The 17,796-nt window shown below is 60.4% G+C and carries 18 protein-coding genes and 1 tRNA gene; 12 read left to right on the top strand and 7 right to left on the bottom strand.

The features are described from left to right. The first annotated feature begins 123 nt into the window (after positions 1-123). The gene (locus EL18_RS07280; protein WP_036481289.1) at positions 124-2,256 is read left to right on the top strand and encodes a sodium-translocating pyrophosphatase; all 2,133 of its coding nucleotides are present in this window, start codon (positions 124-126) and stop codon (positions 2,254-2,256) included. 74 nt (positions 2,257-2,330) lie between these two features. Here EL18_RS07280 and EL18_RS07275 read toward each other — a convergent pair whose 3' ends face one another. Beyond that, a complete protein-coding gene (locus tag EL18_RS07275) occupies positions 2,331-2,852 on the bottom strand; it encodes an outer membrane protein assembly factor BamE (protein WP_036481287.1) in 522 nt (173 codons plus the stop codon). On the opposite strand from EL18_RS07275, the gene EL18_RS18290 reads away from it, so the two are divergent. The 10 genes from EL18_RS18290 (at position 2,812) to EL18_RS17500 (ending at position 9,330) form a co-directional block, all read left to right on the top strand. Beyond that, entirely contained in the window at positions 2,812-2,946 is a 135-nt protein-coding gene (locus tag EL18_RS18290; protein ID WP_280113658.1) for a hypothetical protein, read from the top strand. The two genes, EL18_RS07275 and EL18_RS18290, sit on opposite strands and share 41 nt — an antisense overlap. Before the next feature lie 54 nt (positions 2,947-3,000). Continuing rightward, on the top strand, positions 3,001-3,537 hold the full coding sequence (locus EL18_RS07270; protein WP_036481283.1) for a ubiquinol-cytochrome C chaperone family protein: 537 nt from the start codon (positions 3,001-3,003) through the stop codon (positions 3,535-3,537). Between the two features lie 8 nt (positions 3,538-3,545). Further along, positions 3,546-4,109: a YceD family protein gene (locus tag EL18_RS07265; RefSeq protein WP_036481281.1), complete on the top strand. Its 564-nt coding sequence runs from the start codon at positions 3,546-3,548 to the stop codon at positions 4,107-4,109. Between the two features lie 94 nt (positions 4,110-4,203). Then, positions 4,204-5,259, top strand: a complete 1,056-nt coding sequence (gene plsX / locus EL18_RS07260) for a phosphate acyltransferase PlsX (RefSeq protein WP_036481278.1) — start codon at positions 4,204-4,206, stop codon at positions 5,257-5,259. Between the two features lie 9 nt (positions 5,260-5,268). Next, positions 5,269-6,240: a beta-ketoacyl-ACP synthase III gene (locus tag EL18_RS07255; RefSeq protein WP_036481271.1), complete on the top strand. Its 972-nt coding sequence runs from the start codon at positions 5,269-5,271 to the stop codon at positions 6,238-6,240. A 106-nt stretch (positions 6,241-6,346) separates the two neighbouring features. Then, the gene (locus tag EL18_RS07250; RefSeq protein ID WP_036481269.1) at positions 6,347-6,673 is read left to right on the top strand and encodes an integration host factor subunit alpha; all 327 of its coding nucleotides are present in this window, start codon (positions 6,347-6,349) and stop codon (positions 6,671-6,673) included. 93 nt (positions 6,674-6,766) lie between these two features. Then, positions 6,767-7,294, top strand: a complete 528-nt coding sequence (locus EL18_RS07245) for a MerR family transcriptional regulator (protein WP_036481267.1) — start codon at positions 6,767-6,769, stop codon at positions 7,292-7,294. 111 nt (positions 7,295-7,405) lie between these two features. Continuing rightward, complete coding sequence (locus EL18_RS07240; protein WP_036481265.1) at positions 7,406-7,843, top strand: DUF7282 domain-containing protein; 438 nt, start codon at positions 7,406-7,408, stop codon at positions 7,841-7,843. A gap of 131 nt (positions 7,844-7,974) precedes the next feature. Then, positions 7,975-8,051 (top strand) — tRNA-Pro (locus EL18_RS07235). Between the two features lie 130 nt (positions 8,052-8,181). Beyond that, entirely contained in the window at positions 8,182-9,330 is a 1,149-nt protein-coding gene (locus EL18_RS17500; RefSeq protein WP_081871114.1) for an MORN repeat-containing protein, read from the top strand. Here EL18_RS17500 and EL18_RS07225 read toward each other — a convergent pair. From EL18_RS07225 to EL18_RS07210, 4 genes are all read right to left on the bottom strand, one after another. After that, a complete protein-coding gene (locus EL18_RS07225) occupies positions 9,284-10,594 on the bottom strand; it encodes an O-antigen ligase family protein (protein WP_051913854.1) in 1,311 nt (436 codons plus the stop codon). The two genes, EL18_RS17500 and EL18_RS07225, sit on opposite strands and share 47 nt — an antisense overlap. Continuing rightward, positions 10,591-12,126: an undecaprenyl-phosphate glucose phosphotransferase gene (locus tag EL18_RS07220; protein WP_036481264.1), complete on the bottom strand. Its 1,536-nt coding sequence runs from the start codon at positions 12,124-12,126 to the stop codon at positions 10,591-10,593. The genes EL18_RS07225 and EL18_RS07220 overlap by 4 nt, the downstream gene beginning before the upstream one ends. Positions 12,127-12,195: 69 nt before the next feature. Next, positions 12,196-13,317, bottom strand: a complete 1,122-nt coding sequence (locus EL18_RS07215; protein WP_425277135.1) for a glycosyltransferase family 4 protein — start codon at positions 13,315-13,317, stop codon at positions 12,196-12,198. Positions 13,318-13,347: 30 nt separating this feature from the next. After that, positions 13,348-13,911 (bottom strand): polysaccharide biosynthesis/export family protein, encoded by a 564-nt coding sequence (locus EL18_RS07210; RefSeq protein WP_036481262.1) that lies wholly within the window; start codon positions 13,909-13,911, stop codon positions 13,348-13,350. 189 nt (positions 13,912-14,100) lie between these two features. On the opposite strand from EL18_RS07210, the gene EL18_RS07205 reads away from it, so the two are divergent. Next, entirely contained in the window at positions 14,101-16,242 is a 2,142-nt protein-coding gene (locus tag EL18_RS07205; RefSeq protein ID WP_036481261.1) for a GumC family protein, read from the top strand. A 7-nt stretch (positions 16,243-16,249) separates the two neighbouring features. Here the strand turns inward: EL18_RS07205 and EL18_RS07200 are convergent, their stop codons facing one another. Together EL18_RS07200 and EL18_RS07195 are read right to left on the bottom strand one after the other, a co-directional pair. Next, complete coding sequence (locus EL18_RS07200) at positions 16,250-17,419, bottom strand: GNAT family N-acetyltransferase (protein ID WP_036481258.1); 1,170 nt, start codon at positions 17,417-17,419, stop codon at positions 16,250-16,252. Positions 17,420-17,481: 62 nt separating this feature from the next. Continuing rightward, positions 17,482-17,700: a DUF2842 domain-containing protein gene (locus EL18_RS07195; RefSeq protein WP_081871113.1), complete on the bottom strand. Its 219-nt coding sequence runs from the start codon at positions 17,698-17,700 to the stop codon at positions 17,482-17,484. Between the last annotated feature and the right edge of the window lie 96 nt (positions 17,701-17,796).

Genomic DNA, 17,796 nt, shown 5'->3' with positions numbered 1-17,796 from the left:
AGCACAGATTGACGCGCACCTGTTTCTCCGCAACAGTTCGGTGGGCCGGACACGTCTTTCCGGTCCGTCTTCGGTGGCCCGGGGGGAGGTCCGGCGGGCCTAACAATCAGGGGATACTCGGCAATGACCATGCTTTACGTCGTCATCGCCTGCGGCCTGCTTTCTGTCCTATATGCCATCTGGGCTACAAGATCGGTGCTCGCCGCCGATCAGGGCAATGCACGCATGCAGGAAATCGCCAGCGCAATCCGGGAGGGGGCGCAGGCCTATCTGACGCGACAATACACAACCATCGCAATCGTCGGCATCATCGTTTTCATCATCGCCTGGTGGCTTCTGGGCGCCAGCGCCGCTATCGGCTTCCTCGTCGGTGCGGTTCTCTCCGCTGCGGCCGGTTTCATTGGCATGCATGTCTCCGTCCGCGCGAATGTGCGCACGGCGCAGGCTTCCGCGAACAGTCTGGCGGCGGGTCTGGACATTGCCTTCAAATCGGGTGCGATCACCGGTTTGCTCGTCGCCGGTCTCGCGCTGCTCGGCGTCTCCGTGTATTTCTGGATCCTGACCGGGCCGATGGGCCACGGCCCAACGGATCGACTGGTCATTGATGCGCTCGTCGCACTTGGCTTCGGCGCTTCGCTCATTTCGATCTTTGCACGCCTGGGCGGCGGTATATTCACCAAGGGTGCCGATGTCGGCGGCGATCTCGTCGGCAAGGTGGAAGCGGGGATCCCCGAGGACGATCCGCGCAATCCGGCAACCATCGCCGACAATGTGGGTGACAATGTCGGCGACTGCGCAGGCATGGCAGCCGATCTTTTCGAGACCTATGTGGTGACGGTTGTTGCGACCATGGTTCTTGCCTCGATCTTCTTCACGGGCGAGGCGGCAATCACCCTAATGCTCTTTCCGCTCGTTATCGGTGCCGTCTGCGTCGTGACCTCCATCGCGGGCACCTTCTTCGTAAAGCTTGGCACCAACAATTCCATCATGGGTGCGCTCTACAAGGGGTTCTGGGCAACCGCCTTGCTTTCGCTCATCGCAATCGCCTTGGTCATCGTATTCTGGCTGGGCATGGGTACGGAGTTCCAGGCCAGCGATCAGACAACCTTCACCGGGCTGGATCTGCTCCTGTGTGGCGTGATCGGCCTTGCCGTCACGGGGCTCATCATCGTGATCACCGAATACTATACCGGTGTCGATTACCGCCCCGTGCGCTCCATCAGTCAGGCCTCGGTCACCGGGCACGGAACCAATGTGATCCAGGGTCTTGCTGTCTCGCTGGAGGCAACGGCACTTCCCGCGCTCGTCATCATCGCGGGCATCATCGCAAGCTTTCTGCTCGCAGGCCTGTTCGGCATCGCGATCGCGGTCACCACAATGCTTGCTCTTGCGGGCATGGTCGTTGCACTGGACGCGTTCGGGCCGGTCACCGACAATGCCGGCGGCATTGCCGAAATGTCGAATCTTCCGCCGGAAGTGCGCCAGACCACCGATGCTCTGGATGCAGTCGGCAACACGACCAAGGCAGTCACCAAGGGCTATGCGATCGGCTCGGCCGGTCTAGGCGCGCTGGTGCTTTTCGCGGCCTATACGGAGGATCTGAAATTCTTCGCCGCCAATGCGCAGCCGGGCACATTCTTCGACGGTGTCAGCGTCAACTTCTCCTTGTCCAATCCCTATGTTGTGGTCGGCCTACTCTTCGGTGGCCTGTTGCCGTTCCTGTTTGGCGGCCTGTCCATGACGGCCGTCGGACGCGCTGGCAGCGCCATCGTCGAGGAAGTGCGCCGTCAATTCCGGGAGAAGCCCGGCATCATGGAAGGGCGTGAAAAGCCCGACTATGGCCGTGCGGTCGACCTTCTGACGCGAGCGGCCATTCGCGAGATGATCGTGCCGTCGCTTCTGCCAGTGCTTTCGCCGCTGGTGGTCTTCGGCATCATCTATTTGATCGCGGGCAAGAACGAGGCCTTCGCCTCGCTTGGCGCGATGTTGCTCGGTGTCATCGTGACAGGGCTCTTCGTGGCCATTTCCATGACCGCCGGTGGCGGTGCCTGGGACAATGCGAAGAAATCCTTTGAAGACGGTTTCGTCGACAAGGATGGCACGAAGCACCTGAAGGGCTCTGAAGCCCACAAGGCGTCCGTGACAGGCGACACGGTGGGCGATCCCTACAAGGACACGGCAGGACCCGCCGTCAATCCGATGATCAAGATCACCAATATCATCGCGCTTCTGCTTCTGGCCGTGCTCGCGCACTAGCCCCAAGCGACATGAACAGAAAAGCCCGCGGTGCCTGTGCACCGCGGGCTTTCGTTTGAGGGGAATTGGAACGCCTACTGCACGCCCAGCGGGTTCGACGGCGCACCGCCTGCCGCCACACCGGCAATCATCTGTGCCAGGAAGTTCTGGTCGCGACCACCGGTCGGTGTCGTCTCGGAGATGAAGTCGAACAGCTTGCCGTCCTTCATGCCGTAATTGGCGATCTGCGTTACACGCTGATCGGCGCCGAAATAGACGGCCAGAACGCGCTGATCGACCAGACGCGGCCGCATGAAGGCGGCATTTCGCACGCGCTTCTGCGAAATGTAATAGAAGACCTCGTTGTCGAAGGTCGCCGTCGTGGAGGGCGTGCCAAGCGCCAAAAGCACCTGGTCGCGGCTGGAGCCGACCGGGACGAGGTCGAGCGCGTCCTGATCTATCACATAGCCCTGCGTCAGCGTTTCCTTCGCATCAAGCGTGCCCGCCACATTGCTGCAGCCTGCAAGCGCCATCGCGCCGGCTCCGAAAGTGAGCACGAAAAGATTTCGGGCCACAATGTTCCTGTTGATTTTACGCACCCGCAACAACATCTCCATCCTCAAAGCTATTCGGCCGGGACCGGAAAGCGAACTTGAACCTGTCGGCAAAAGCGGTAAACCAGCTTGCGTGCCGATGCAACTGACCGCCTGATCGCGGTTTTGGACCAGACACGGTCCGCATCGCGGAATTAGGAGACCATACGATATGCTGCAATGGCTGTCAGGCACTGCCCGCCGCAACCGGCGTGCGGTCGTGGATAGGCTCTATGCCCAGATCGTGGCAGCGGCGCGGCAGCCGGTGCCTTATGCTGATTGGCAGGTGCCCGACACACCGCTCGGACGTTTCGAAATGCTCTCGCTGCATCTCTTCCTGTTGCTTCATCGTATCCGTGATCGCAAGGGCGCACTGGCGGATATCGGCCAGGAGGTGACCGACCAGTTCTTCAAGGACGTTGACCATTCCCTGCGCGAGCTGGGCATTGGAGACATGGGCGTGCCCAAACGCATCAAGAAGCTGGCGCGCATGTTCTACGGACGCCTTTCTTCCTACGGTGAAGCCATCGACGCCGGCGACGATGCCGCTCTTGCTGCCGCCTTGAAGCGCAATTTGCGTCCCGAGGCTGAAGAATGGGATGAAGCGAACCATCTCGCGTCCTATGTAATGAAGGCACATGAAGCATTGGCGGCCGCACCGGATGAGGACATCCAGTCCGGCAAGCTTGCCTTCCCCGAACCGGCCTGAGCGAAGACATGACGACGAAATTCGATCACAAGACCACTTCCACCTCCTTTCCCGTACAGGTCAATCGTTTGCCCGCGCGTGGGCAGACCGTTCTGATCGAACTGGACGAGAAGAACCGGCAGCAACTGGCCGAGCGGCATGATCTCGTGGCCGTCAAGACCTATCACGCCGAGCTTCTGGCAAAGCCGTGGAAGCGCGAAGGCGTGCGGGTCAGCGGAACGCTCACCGCCGAGATCGAGCAGACCTGCGTTGTCACGCTTGAACCGATGACGAGTCGGATCGAGACGGAAGTATCCGGCATTTTCATCCCCGAAGGTTCCCGCATTGGCCGCTACGACATCGAGGGCGGCGAGATTGTCGTCGAGGCGGAAGGCGAGGATATTCCCGAAACATTCACCGGCGATTCGGTGAATGTGGCTCAGCTGGTAGAAGAGTTCTTCGCGCTTGAGATCGATCCATACCCGCGCAAGCCGGGCGCAAGTGTACCCGAGCCCGCAACCGAAGAGGTCGCGGAGGAAGAAGGCGCGGGCCCGCTTTATGAACAGCTCAAGAAACTGCAAAACCGCCATTGAAGTGTTCTGCGACAGAAGGGTGGTTGTGCCGTGGCGCAAAAACGCTATTTTCGCCGCACTTTCTACGGGGGCCAGACAGTGAGGCATTTCTCGCGTGATACGCATCTCGATTGACGCAATGGGCGGCGACCACGGCCCTGAAGTTACACTGCAGGGCCTGCAGCGCGTCGCCGAGCGCAGGCCGGATGCGCGTTTTGTCATCTTCGGTCGGTCCGAGGCCGTCGAGCCCGTTCTGGCGAAGATGCCGCGTCTTGCAGCCGTGAGCCAGTTTCACCACTGCGATGTGGCCGTTCGCATGGACGCCAAGCCCAGCCAGGCCCTGCGCCAGGGCCGGTGGAAGTCGTCCATGTGGAAGGCGATCGAAGCCGTGAAGGCCGGCGAGGCGGATGTCTGTGTTTCCGCAGGCAACACCGGCGCGTTGATGGCCATGTCGAAATTCTGCCTGCGGACGATGGCGGATATCGACCGTCCGGCTATCGCGGCCATCTGGCCCACCGCGCGTTCCGAAAGCATCGTTCTTGACGTCGGGGCAACCATCGGGGCCGACGCTCAGCAGCTCGTCGATTTCGCCATACTGGGCGCGGCCATGGCCAATGCGCTTTTTGACGTGGAGCGCCCCTCGGTAGGGCTGCTCAATGTCGGCGTTGAGGAAATCAAGGGTCAGGAAGAGGTCCGCGAAGCCGGTCGCATGCTGCGCGAAGCCGGTCTCGACACGATGGATTACCACGGCTTCGTCGAAGGTGATGACATCGGCAAGGGCACTGTCGACGTGGTGGTCACCGAGGGCTTTTCGGGCAATATCGCCTTGAAAACCGCCGAGGGAACAGCACGCCAGATCGGCGGCTATCTGCGCGAGGCGATGGGCGCAACCTTGATGTCGCGCATAGGTTATCTCTTTGCTCGCGGTGCATTTTCCCGTCTGCGCGAGAAGATGGATGTGCGCAAGGTCAATGGTGGCGTGTTTCTCGGGCTGAAAGGCCTTGTGGTGAAGAGCCATGGCGGGGCGGATGACGAAGGTTTCGCCGCAGCCGTCGAACTGGGTTACGAGATGGTCAAGGCCGGTCTGTTCGACAAGACCCGAACGACGCTCGACCTATATCACGCGCGCAAGCCCGGCCCGGTGTCGGGTGAGGCGGCTACTAACATTTGAGGTAACAGGATGATCAGGTCTGCCGTGCGCGGCGTTGGTTCGGCTCTGCCGCGCCGGGTCATGAAAAATGCCGAGTTCGAGAAGTTCATCGACACGAGCGACGAGTGGATCGTCCAGCGCACCGGCATTCAGCAGCGTCATATCGCCGGTGATGACGAGACCACCGCCTCGCTGGGCGAGGAAGCTGCACGCAAGGCGCTGGATGCAGCAGGCATGACGCCTGATGACATCGATCTCATTATTCTCGCCACCTCGACACCGAACAACACCTTCCCGGCGACTGCCGTGGAGATCCAGAAACGGCTCGGCATGACGCATGGCTTTGCCTTCGACATGCAGGCGGTCTGCTCGGGCTTCGTCTACGCCATTTCTACCGCCGACATGTATCTGCGCAGCGGCCAGGCCAGGCGCGCCATCGTGATTGGTGCCGAGACATTCTCGAGGATCCTCGACTGGGAGGATCGCACCACCTGCGTTCTTTTCGGCGATGGTGCTGGTGCAGTCATTCTCGAAGCACAGGAAGGCGAGGGCACGGTTGAAGACACCGGCATATTGGCTTCATGCATGCGCTCTGACGGCAGTCACAAGGAAAAGTTGTATGTCGATGGTGGCGTGTCCACCACCGGCACGATCGGCCATCTACGCATGGAAGGCCGCGAGGTCTTCAAACATGCGGTCGGCATGATCACTGATGTCATCGAAAACGTTTTCGATCAGACCGGCCTGTCGGCGGACGACCTGAAATGGTTCGTGCCACACCAGGCCAACAAGCGCATCATCGACGCTTCTGCCAGGAAGCTGGGCATCGCGGAAGAAAAGGTTGTCATCACCGTGAACCTGCATGGCAACACGTCAGCCGCGTCCGTTCCGCTGGCGCTTTCCCATGCCGTTGCCGACGGTCGCATCCAGAAGGGCGATCTCGTCCTGCTTGAGGCGATGGGCGGCGGTTTCACCTGGGGAGCGGTTCTTCTGCGTTGGTAGTTTGCGCTGCGAATCACAGGTTGCAACACTTCTTGACCTATTCCATCGAATTTTTTAACGTCGCTCCGTCATAGAAAATTTCAATAGTTTCGAAGGTTTGGGCCGAATGGGGGGAAAGACTGTGACGCGCGCCGATCTGGCCGAGGCGGTCTACCGCAAGGTCGGCCTGTCGCGCACCGAATCGTCTCAGATCGTCGAGATGGTATTGCAGGAAGTCTGCGACGCCATCGTGCGTGGTGAGACGGTAAAGCTCTCGTCCTTCGCCACCTTTCAGGTGCGCGACAAGAACGAGCGCGTAGGGCGCAATCCAAAGACCGGCGAGGAAGTGCCGATACTTCCCCGCCGCGTCATGACCTTCAAGGCTTCGAATGTGCTGAAAAACCAGATCCTGAAGGCACATCAGGATCGCAAGAAGCACAACGGCAAGGCATAAGCTGGATCCATCACCTTGCCATCGCGGCATCGCTGTTGCCAGATGAGCCAAAGCCATGTGGCTTGAGTCGCATTTCCACGAGGAGCGGGTTTGATGGAGAAGAGCGCGGACGCATTCAGAACCATCAGCGAGGTTGCTGAGGAGTTGGACCTGCCACAGCACGTCCTGCGCTTCTGGGAGACGCGTTTCGCGCAGATCAAGCCCATGAAGCGCGGCGGCGGGCGCCGATATTACCGCCCGCAGGATGTCGAACTGATCAAGGGCATCCGTCACATGCTTTATGACCAGGGCTACACCATCAAGGGCGTCCAGAAGCTTCTGCGTGAGAACGGCAACCAGTTCGTCATCGCCATCGGTCGCGGCGATGTTGCCGCGGTGGAAGCCATCGCTGCCCAGAAAATCGCCGAGGCAGAAGCAAAGGGCGAGAAGTCCGGCGACGAGGAAATGCTCGTCGGTACGCCCAAGGTAAAGCCCAACCGCCGCTTTTTCGGCCTCTCGCGCGGAGAGGAAGAAGGTCCTGTCAAGGATGGCGAAAAGCTGACCCGCGAGAACCGGGCCCTTCTGCAGGAAACCCTTTTCGACCTGCTGGAATGCAAGCGTCTGCTTGACCAGGTGCGCTGAAGGAAAATTGGTGCTCGCCATCACGACTGCGTGAGGCGGGAACAGTGCTTGGTCTTCGACAGTTTTTCCTCAAGGCGCGGTCTGAACCTCGCCTCTTTTGGAGGAACTCTCATGAAATATCTGCTGATGACGGCTGCTTCGGCCGTGTTTCTGGCCGGTTCTGCGTTCGCGCAGACTTCGCCGGACACCGATACCAATGACAACAACATGACCGACATGATGCCCGGCATCGACGTCTCCAATGCCATGATTGACGGCAACAAGATCACCGGCGTGACGGTCACGAGCAACCAGCCGGCCTATGTGGTCATACACAATGAGGGCGAGGGCGCACCGCCGGCATCGCTTGGTCACATGCGTGTGGAGCCCGGTGAAACATCCGACCTTTCGATAGAAGCGGACGGTGAACTCGATCCCGCCAGCGGCATAACCCTGATGCTGCACTACGAGACGAACGACAACAACACCTATGACTTCGGCCCCGGTTCCACGGATGTGGATACGCCCGCCATGGGCGCGGATGGCCCGATCAACGTGCCACTTCAGTAAAACCCGACCCAGAGGCGGGCCGGCGGTTGTCCGGTCTGCCTCTGTCTGCCGCCATTCTGCGCTCTTTTCGTCTCCGAAGGACGTTTTGCACTTGCGCCCATAGGTTCGAATCTATAGGGATTTGCGCGGTTCGGAGCGTAGCGCAGCCCGGTAGCGCACTTGACTGGGGGTCAAGGGGTCGTGGGTTCGAATCCCGCCGCTCCGACCATTTTTTCTCTCTTCCCCTGCTCGATCTCCAGGTCATCGACGCAACGCCCTCATGCATCTGCTTCCGGTTTGACAACCTGTGCGCGGTGGATTGTACTGCCCCTTGTCTGTTCATTGGGTCGATCTTCTTCATGTCCGCTGCAAAACTGAATCCGGCTGGCCTTCTGCCATGCCTTGCTCTCGCTTTGGCTTTCCCACTGGCCACGCTGCCTGCCGCAGCCCAGTCGGGCGACACGACGCAGAAGATGCTGGATATCGAGGAGCGACTGATCCTCTCGGGCCGCAAGCCGACATTCGACAATGTGTCCAAGGTCTTGCGCGGACAGTTGAAGCTGCCGTCGAAGGAAGAGCTGCTAGCGGGCAGGAAGCAGGTTACCCAAGGCTACGCCAAGGTGGAGAACTACACCTACAAGAGCGGCGACCGCTACAGCGGCGAGACGCTGGATGGCAGGCGCCACGGCGAGGGCACTTATCACTGGAAGGAGGGGGGCTCCTATACCGGCAGATGGAAGGACGGCAAACGCCACGGCAAGGGACGCCTGACGACGGCTGCAGGCGGCGTCTATGTCGGCGAGTTCGTCGATGGAGAAGTCCGTGGCAAGGGCACCTATGAGAGCCCCAGCGGCGACACTTTCTCCGGCACCTTCAACGGCTCGCTAGGAGAGGGCGAGGGAACCTTCACCCGCGATGGAAAACGCCAGGAAGCGCGATGGTCTGGCGGCAAGCTGGAACTGTTGAACAGGCCGGAAGAACGAAGATTCGGCCGCCTCAGTCCAGAAGACAGGGCTCGCGCCGAGCGTGAAGCGCGGAAAGGCGATGAGCGACAGTTTCCAGGTTTCCGCAACCGCAATGGCAACACGGCTGACACCGGCGATAGCAAAAGCCTCTATCTCGTCACCTGGGGGTCTGCTGACAGCATCCGGCCTGGCGAACTCTATCCCGCCCGTGCGCAGACGGACAATGCCACCCGCCGACGCGTAGACCAGTACCTCATCTACCGGATCCGAGGCCGCGGCGCTTCGCGCTGCACATTGATCACTTCGGGCGTGACGGTGGATCACTATCGCATCAAGCGCGCATCCTTCGACAATTTCTACACTCGGCTGAACCGTGTGGAGCAGCGCAACTCCACCATCGGCGGCGACACGCTCTATCTGGGCGAGCAGGGTGCCCGCAAGAAGGCGCGCCGGACCGCCGAAAGGCTCCAGCGGGAGAAATGGCCGGAATGGTCGGTCATGAGCCTCCAGAACGCCCGCGACCTGCCGCCACGGTGCAGATAGTTCTAACCGATGGAAGTGGGGAGGCGGCAGCGCGTCCATACCGCGCTTCCAGCGCGATCATGCCCCAGACGAGCCCGAGCAGCAGGTAGAAATGGCGCCAGTGATCGGTATCGATCACCGTGCCGAGCGCCACATGGCCGATCAGCACCACATAGGCGCAGATGAGATAGGGCTGCCAGTAGCGTTGGCGAAACAGGATGCGGAAACCTGCGGCAAGCGTCCAGATGACGAGCGTCAGATAGGCCGCAAAGCCGAGCCAGGAATAATCCATCAGCGCCTTCAGCCAGATATTGTGCGTGTCCTCGCCCAGCATCTGACCGAATTCCAACGGGCCGATGCCCATGGGATGTTCCACCGCCATCATGAAGCCGATGCCGAAGCGGGCGAAACGACCAAGCCGCGCACCGTCATAGGACTGCACCAGCTGCGCGCGTTCCGAAAACAGTTCGGCGACCTGCGGTATCTGCAGAGCCACGATCAGCGAGAGACCGGCAAGCAGGATCGCGCCGCCGCTCATGATCAAAATGCGAAGTCGCGCCGTGCCGCGCCGGTTGGCAATGAAGAGGGTCAGCGTCAACAAGGCGGCAGAGAAGATATAGAGGCCCCAGGCACCGCGCGAGAAGGACAGGAAGACGCCAAGCGTGATGATGATGAAGGGCAGCGCGGCCAGAAGCATCGCACGCACGCCGCCGGTCAGGATCCGATAGAGCAGCCAGATTGCGGGCAGCGTCAGGAAGGGGCCGAAGACGTTCGGGTCCTCGAACACGCCCGACGCGCGACCATAGCGCGTGAAGATCTCGGCGCCCGGAAAGGCGTTGAAATAGCCTAGAATGCCTGCCATCGCGGTCAGGAGCGCCGCCAGCAGCCATCCGCCGAATATCACCGGCAGAAGTGTCGCCTGCCTCTCCACCACCGCGGCATAGAAGATGGCGGTGAAGGCAAGAAAGAGAGAGACCGCGAGATAAAGCGGGATATCCCCCAGATCGGCAAGCTGGCTCATGGAGATGAGCCCGCCAATATTGAAGGCGATGAGCAGCACGATCAGCGGAACGATGTAGCGAGACAGGCGCAGGCCAAAAAGCGCCCAGACGCCGATCAGCCCGGCCATGTAGAGCTCGTATGGGGCAGGCTCCCGGATCACGAAGCCGGAGAGAAAAACACCGAAACCCACCGCGCCTATGCGCAAGAGCTCCACGAGACGGCGATTGGCCGCCTCGCGGGAGACACCGGGCGCAAGCTGCGCGCTATGGGTGATCGCGCTCAATAGGCGTTGTCCGTGTTGAGCAGACGGATGGGCGTGAGAAACAGGATCTTCAAATCAAACCAGAGCGACCAGTTCTCGATGTAGTAGAGATCATATTCCGTGCGCTTGCGGATCTTCTCATCCGTGTCCATCTCGCCGCGCCAGCCATTGATCTGCGCCCAGCCGGTTACACCGGGCTTCACGCGATGGCGCGCGAAATAGCCGTCAACGACCTCGTCGAACAGACGGTTATGCGCCTGTGCAGCCACCGCATGCGGGCGAGGACCAACAAGCGAGAGACTGCCAAAGAGCGAATTGAAGAACTGCGGCAATTCGTCGACCGACGTTTTGCGGATGATGCGACCGACACGCGTCACGCGCGGATCGTTCTTCGTCACCGCCTGTTTCGCGGTTGGATCGCACTGGTCCACATACATGGAGCGGAACTTGAAGACCTCGATCACCTCGTTGTTGAAGCCGTGGCGCTTCTGCTTGAAGAGCACGGGCCCCTTGCTGTCGAGCTTGATGGCAAGGGCGGTTGCGAGCATCACCGGCGAGAAGACCACTATGCCGATCAGGCTGAAAATGATGTCGAAGGCGCGCTTGGCCACCGAATCCCAGTCATTGATGGGGCGGTCGAAGATGTCGAGCATCGGCACGGAGCCGATATAGGAATAGGCGCGCGGGCGGAAACGCAGATGGTTCGAATGGGCCGAAAGGCGAATATCGATCGGCAGAACCCACAATTTGCGCAGCATCGAGAGAACACGCGTCTCCGCGCTCATCGGCAGGGAGACGATCATCATGTCGATGCGGGCGATGCGGGCGAATTCTATCAGCTCCTCCACATTGCCAAGCTTGGGATAGCCGGCAACGACAGGGGGAGAACGACGGTCGTCGCGGTCGTCGAAAAGCCCGCAGATGCGGATGTCGTTATAGGGTTGTTGCTCAATGGAGCGGATCAGTTCTTCCGCCGTCTTGCCGCCGCCCACGATGACCGCGCGCCGCTCGATGCGCCCGTTGCGCGCCCAGCGCTTGACCAGTTGCGCTGTGAGGGAACGCGTGAGGAAAATCAGGACGAAACCGGTGACATACCAGCTTCCCATCCAGAAGCGCGAGAAATCGGCGGAGATCTTCAGGAAGAACAGGCTAATCGTGATGAGCGCGAAGGCCGAAGTCCAGGCAAGGAATACGCGCCCCACCTGCCCGATCGGGCTGCGCAGCGCCGGCATCTGATAGGCGTCCATGAATTCAAGCAGAATCACCGTTACCAGCGAGCAGCCGAAAATGATCAGCGGATACTGCCAGAACAGATGGGTCTGCAATCCGACATGCCACGTGTAGAGAATGATGCCGGAAATCGCCAGCAGCCCGAATTCCGCCAACCGCATGACACCGCTCACCATGACCGGTGACGTCGTATCCCTGCGATATTGCTGTGCGACCTGCCGGGCTATGCGCCCCAATTCCGGGCGCGGCTTGCGTTCGCCGGGAGTTTCACCCTGCAGAACGGCGTCCTTGGTCAGTTTTCCGGTCGGTTCCGTGGCATTCATGGCGTTACCCCTTGGCGGGGCAACTAGCACGCCAGCACCTAACATTTGCTTGATGGAATGGAAGAAAGCCTAATCGCTTTTCATCGCCGCGCGATATGCGTCTTCAATCTGCTGCGCCATCACATCGGCGCCAAAGCGGCGTTTGAGTTCACCAGGCCCCGGCATGGCCTCCTGGAAGGCACGCTCGTCTCGCAGTCCCTGCAACATGCCTTCGGCAATGGAGGGAGCCTCCGGAAGGCAAAGGGCAGGGCTGCCCGCCGGAAAGACTTCCGGTATGCCGCCGACATTGGTCGCGATCATGGGACGGCCAGCCGCGAGCGCCTCGAGGACGATATAGGGCATGGCTTCTGCCCGTGAGGGAACGACGATGAAGCGAGCAAGTGCGAAGGCTTCACGGGCCGGCATGGCGGGCTTGAATTGAACGAGGGTGTCGAGGCCAAGCTGGATCGCCTGCGCCCGGTATTTGGGAAGGTCTTCGCCATCGCCGACCATCACGGCGCGCAGGGGCTTGTTCAGCCGGTTCGAAGCCATGGCAAGAGCATCGAGAAACAGATCCGGCCCCTTCAGGTCCCGCATCATGCCGATATAGAGAAAGTCGGCGGCATCCGGCGCGGTTTCAACCTGCTCGAACTCCTGCCGTTGGAGGCCGTTATAGACGAGCGTGGATGGGCATTTGGGCTCACCGACCTTGGTGAGGTAAGTGCGCCGCTCGAAGTCCGAGACGAAGAGAATGTGGTCGCTGAAACCGCTCATCAGCGCTTCGAGTGCAAAGAAGACGCGTCCGGTCGGTGTCTTCTCGTCATAGTGAAGACTGCCGCCATGGGCCGTGTAGATGCGCGCCGGTCGCTTGCCCTGCAAACCTCTTAGCGTGCCGAACAGGCGGGCATAGACGCCGCCTTTTGCGCCATGGCCATGAAGGATGTCCGGCTGCATCTTCGCAATCAGCCGCAGCGTGCGGCCAGCGGACATCAGATCTCCCGGACCCACATGGCGTTGCATCGGCGTACGCTCAACACCAAGCGAGAAGAAGGGCCGCGCTTCCTCGATAAGTGAATCTTCGTAAGCACCGCCGGTTGAAGAGTCGCAGATGATGCCGACATCGTGACCAGCAGCACTTTGCGCCTGTGCCAGATCGCGCACATGCCGAAATATGCCGCCGACGGGTGAGCGGAAGCAATGCACGATCCGCAAGGTCAGATGGCTCCCGAATGGGTGAAGCGATCAGAAGAAGCGTTCGCGCACATAGACCGTATCGCCGGGAAGAAGAGGATCGGAGGTCAGCACGCGTCCGGTCATGACCTGTCCGTTGATCTCGCGCGTCACGTCCACATTTGTCTGGTTGGCACGCGCGGTGAATCCACCGGCTGCAGCGATGGCCTTCTGCACGGTCATGCCGGGCACATAGTCATACTGACCGGGGCCGCCGACCTCGCCCATGACGAAAATCGGACGATAGCGGTCTATTTCGACGGTGACATCGGGATCGCGCAGATATCCGCCACGCAACTGCTGCGCCACGAGTGCTTCGACCTGCTTGGCCGTCTTGCCACGGGCGGGGACGGAACCCACCAGCGGGAACGAGATGTAGCCAGCCTGATCGACGCTATATGTATTGGTCAGATTGTCCTGATCGAAAACCGTGATGCGCAGCCTGTCGCCGGCATCAAGCAGATAGGGCTGGTAGAGCGCTTCATGGAAAGCCGGAGGTGCCGGACGGTATCCAGTGCAGCCGGCAAGCAATGCAAGCACGAGCAGGAGCGAAAAAGGCGCGGTCAGATATCTCATAACGAAACGCAAGATCTCTTTTCGGGCAGCCTGCCCAGGAATGACTGAAGAGTTATTGGCCTATCAGGGTTAATGGCGCGTTAAGCATGAAAGCCGAAAGGACACGGAACGAGGCGGGAAGGGGGGTTAACCCCATGGTTACCACGCTGTTTTACCATCTTCGTCACATTGTGCGGAGTAGGTGAGAAAATGAACAGCGATCGTGCTGCAGCGAACGACGTTGATGTCGATCTGGGACGGCTGTTTGGCAGCCTGCGTCGCCATTGGCTGGGCATGTTGCTCTTTGCCCTCATCTCTGCTGCACTTGTCTTCCTGCTTGCAGCCGCTGCAACGCCGAAATTCCGCGCCGAGACCCGTGTCCTCATCGAACAGCGTGAGACAGTCTTTACGCGTCCTCAAGGCGAGGAAGCCGCTGTCCCTGCAGCGCTTGATGCCGAAGCGATTGCGAGCCAGGCCGAGATCATGGCCTCCGCGCCCATCCTCACAAAGGTAGCCCGGGACTTCGACCTTGCAAGCCTCGACGAGTTCGACACATCCGAACCGTCCTTCGTCGAGCAGTTCCTCACCATTATCGGAATGAAGGCCGATCCGATTGCAGTCACGCCGGAAGAGGCGGTGCTTGCCAGCTTCCGTGAGAAGCTCGAAATCTACCGTGTCGAGAATGCCCGCGTTATCGTCATCAGCTTTTCTTCCGAAGATCCGCGTCTGGCTGCGGCAATTCCCAATGCCATTGCCGACGCCTATCTCGAAAACCAGCGCGATGCGCGCCAGCAGTCCAATGCGGATGCAACCGAATGGCTTGAGCCGGAGATTGCCGATCTGCGCGAGCGCGTCCGCGAGGTCGAAGAACGTGTCGCCCGCTATCGCGCCGAATCCGATCTCCTGATCGGACAGAACAACACTGTGCTCGCCACCCAGCAGCTTTCCGAAATCTCCAGCGAATTGTCGCGTGCGCGCGCTGCTCGTGCCGCTGCCGAAGCCGATGCTCAGGCCGCGCGCCGCGCGCTAAATGGTGGTGGTTCGCTCGACACGCTGCCAGATGTGCTGGAGTCCGGGCTGGTCGAGCGCCTTCGTGAAAGGCAGGTCGATCTGCAGGCGCAGATTGCCGATCTTTCGACCACGCTCCTGGGCAACCACCCTCGCATTCGTGCGCTGCAGTCGCAGCTTTCCGACCTCGACGCCCAGATCGGTTCCGAAATCCGCAAGATCATCACCGGCCTTGAAACGCGGGCTGAAACAGCGCGCCAGCGCGAGGAAGATCTGACGGCGGAAGTGAACCGCCTGAAGGCCGAGAGCGCGCGCGCGGATGAGGAGCAGGTGGAACTCCGCGCTTTGGAGCGCGAGGCTGCAGCCCAGCGCGAACTGCTCGAATCCTATCTGACCCGCTACCGCGAAGCCTCCGCACGTCGCGACCGCGATCTTCTGCCTGTCGACGCGCGCATCTTCTCCCGCGCGATTGTTCCGCAGGAAGCTTATTTCCCGAAGGTTTTGCCGCTGACCATCGCAGCCTTTGTTGCGGCACTGCTCGTTGGTGCGATTGTTCTTCTGTTGCGCGAACTCTTCAGCGGACGCGCCATGCGTCCAGCCTATGCGCATGGCGAGACGGAAGCACCGTCAGCGGCGTCTGCCAAGACAGGTACGGCAAAACCGGCTGCAGCCTCGCCAGAACTGCCACCTGCGCCGCGCCCACTCGACATGGAGCCGGCCGCACAGGTTCCGACCACACCGGCCGGGCTGACCGCGCTTGATATCGAGAAGGCTGCCGACCGCCTTGTCGCAAACGGCGTCACGCGCGCGCTCTTCATTTCGCCGGAAGGTGACGAGGCTGCCGCCGCCGCGGTTCTGGTCGCACGCGAGATCGCCGATACCGGCCTGCGCGTTCTGTTGCTCGACCTGACATCAACAGGTGCTGCCTCGCGGCCCATGCTCGAAACAAGTTCCTATGCCGGCATCACGAATATTCTGGCAGCGGAAGCGCAGTTCGCCGACATCATCCACGCCGATCTATACTCCGACTGCCACGTCATCCCGATCGGGACGGCTGACCCTGCGCGCGCACTTTCAGGCATCGACCGCCTGCCCCTGATCATGAATTCGCTGACGACGGCCTATGAGATCGTGCTGGTCGAATGCGGTGTGACCGACGCCGCTGGCATCGAACGTCTTGCCGATGATAACACGCAGATATTCGTCAGCCTGATCGATCCGGAAGACGAAGCAATCGAAGAGACGGCAGAGGCCTTGAAGGAAGAAGGCTTTGGCAGCCCGGTTCTCGTTTCACCTGTCGGCCATGAGCCGGAAACGGTGCCACCTGGACGCACGGTGGCTTGAAGCACGGTCAGTTGCCTGCAAGGCTGCGAAGTTTCTTGAATGTGCGCATGGCTGCGGGGCTGGATTTCAAGCGGCGTTTCAGCCCGGCTGACACCTGCTTGCTGCGCGCGAGCGCCTTGCCCTTGCCCGTCAGGCCGATAAAGAGATCGCGATAGCGTCGTTCCACATCGCACCACTGCCGCTTGTAGAACTCGTCACCGACGCTGAAATCGTAGAGGGCCAGCCCTTCCTCGCAGGCGGTCAGGATGTTCTCGTGAAATAGAAAGTCGCCCGGGCTGGCATGCACCAGCTCATCTTCAAGGAAGCTGGAAAACTCGCAGATGATGCTGGAGTCGATCCGGCTCGAGCCAGTCACTGCGCGCAGCCTGCCATCGACTTCCAGTGCATCGAGCTGAAAAGCCGGGGGTGTGCTGCCAAGTCCCTGCTTGAAGAGGTGCACGAATGCTTCCTGAACCCGCGCCTCCTCAAACACGTTGCGGATGCCAAGGTTGCGAAACCGCTCGGCCTTCATCTGGAAGAACGCGGCAAGCAGACGCTCTACTTGCTGTTCGTTTTTGGCTGTGAGACGGCGATATCCGCCTGCTGCCTCAAGCTTGCGCCGCTGTGAGCGATGCTTCTTGCGCTTGCGCTTGCCTGTGCTGCCGGACAGAACCTGGTCGATCCCGCCGGTAAGATCGATCGCAAGCGCGACATCGGCACTGGCAGTGGCATCAGGTGTCAGAAACGGATTGCGCACACCGCACAATGTCTCCCGCTGGCGTTCGAGCGAAAGCATGTCGATGCGCACGGAATGCTCGCTCAGCGCCGCCTCGAGCATGGTCAGAAGCACGCCATTGCCGCCAAGTTCGCGGTGACACGGCACAAAATTGCCATTGGCATGGCTGCCGCCAGGAAAGCGCGCAGTTGCAACCCCATGACCGCGAATGATCTCGAGTGCAACCGCAGAGACAGGTTCGCCGCCATCGCGAAAGATGGCGATCACACCTTCGCGGTCCTCGCCTGCAAGAAAGCTTTCGGTCCATTCCGGAGATTGTGGCGGCGCATAGGTCAGCTCCGATGCAGCCGCGCGGTAAAGGTTCAGCCCCTCCTGATCGGCGGGATGAAGCGTCACGCCAAGGCGACGTTCCTTCGCTGTACCTTGCTTCGACCTGTTCTTGCCAGAACCGGCTCCCGCCATCACCAATGCCCCCGACCACGATTGTGCGGGCGATCATAGCAGCGAAAAATGAACAAGCCTTCCTATTCGCTCTCGCGACGTTTGGAAGTCTCCATCCACTTGATGATCCACATGGCCGGCAAGATCCACATGAGGCCACTGACCAGGTAGAAAGCCAGATGCGTCCAGGCGCTCTTGTCGGCGAGAACGGCGACCGCGAATGCCGTCGAGATCAGTGCGTAGAGTACAACGAGCGCGATCAGCGCGATCATGCCAATGAATTTCTTCAGCCTTACGGGCAAGGTGCCGGACCCTTTCTACTCTTGCGGTGAGGTTCCTATGATATGAATTTGAACCATTCGCAACCGCGACTGCATGTCACGCTACCTGTAACCTTG

The organism is Nitratireductor basaltis, from assembly GCF_000733725.1.
Lineage (GTDB): Bacteria > Pseudomonadota > Alphaproteobacteria > Rhizobiales > Rhizobiaceae > Chelativorans > Chelativorans basaltis.
This window is presented reverse-complemented; position numbering and strand designations above follow the sequence as displayed.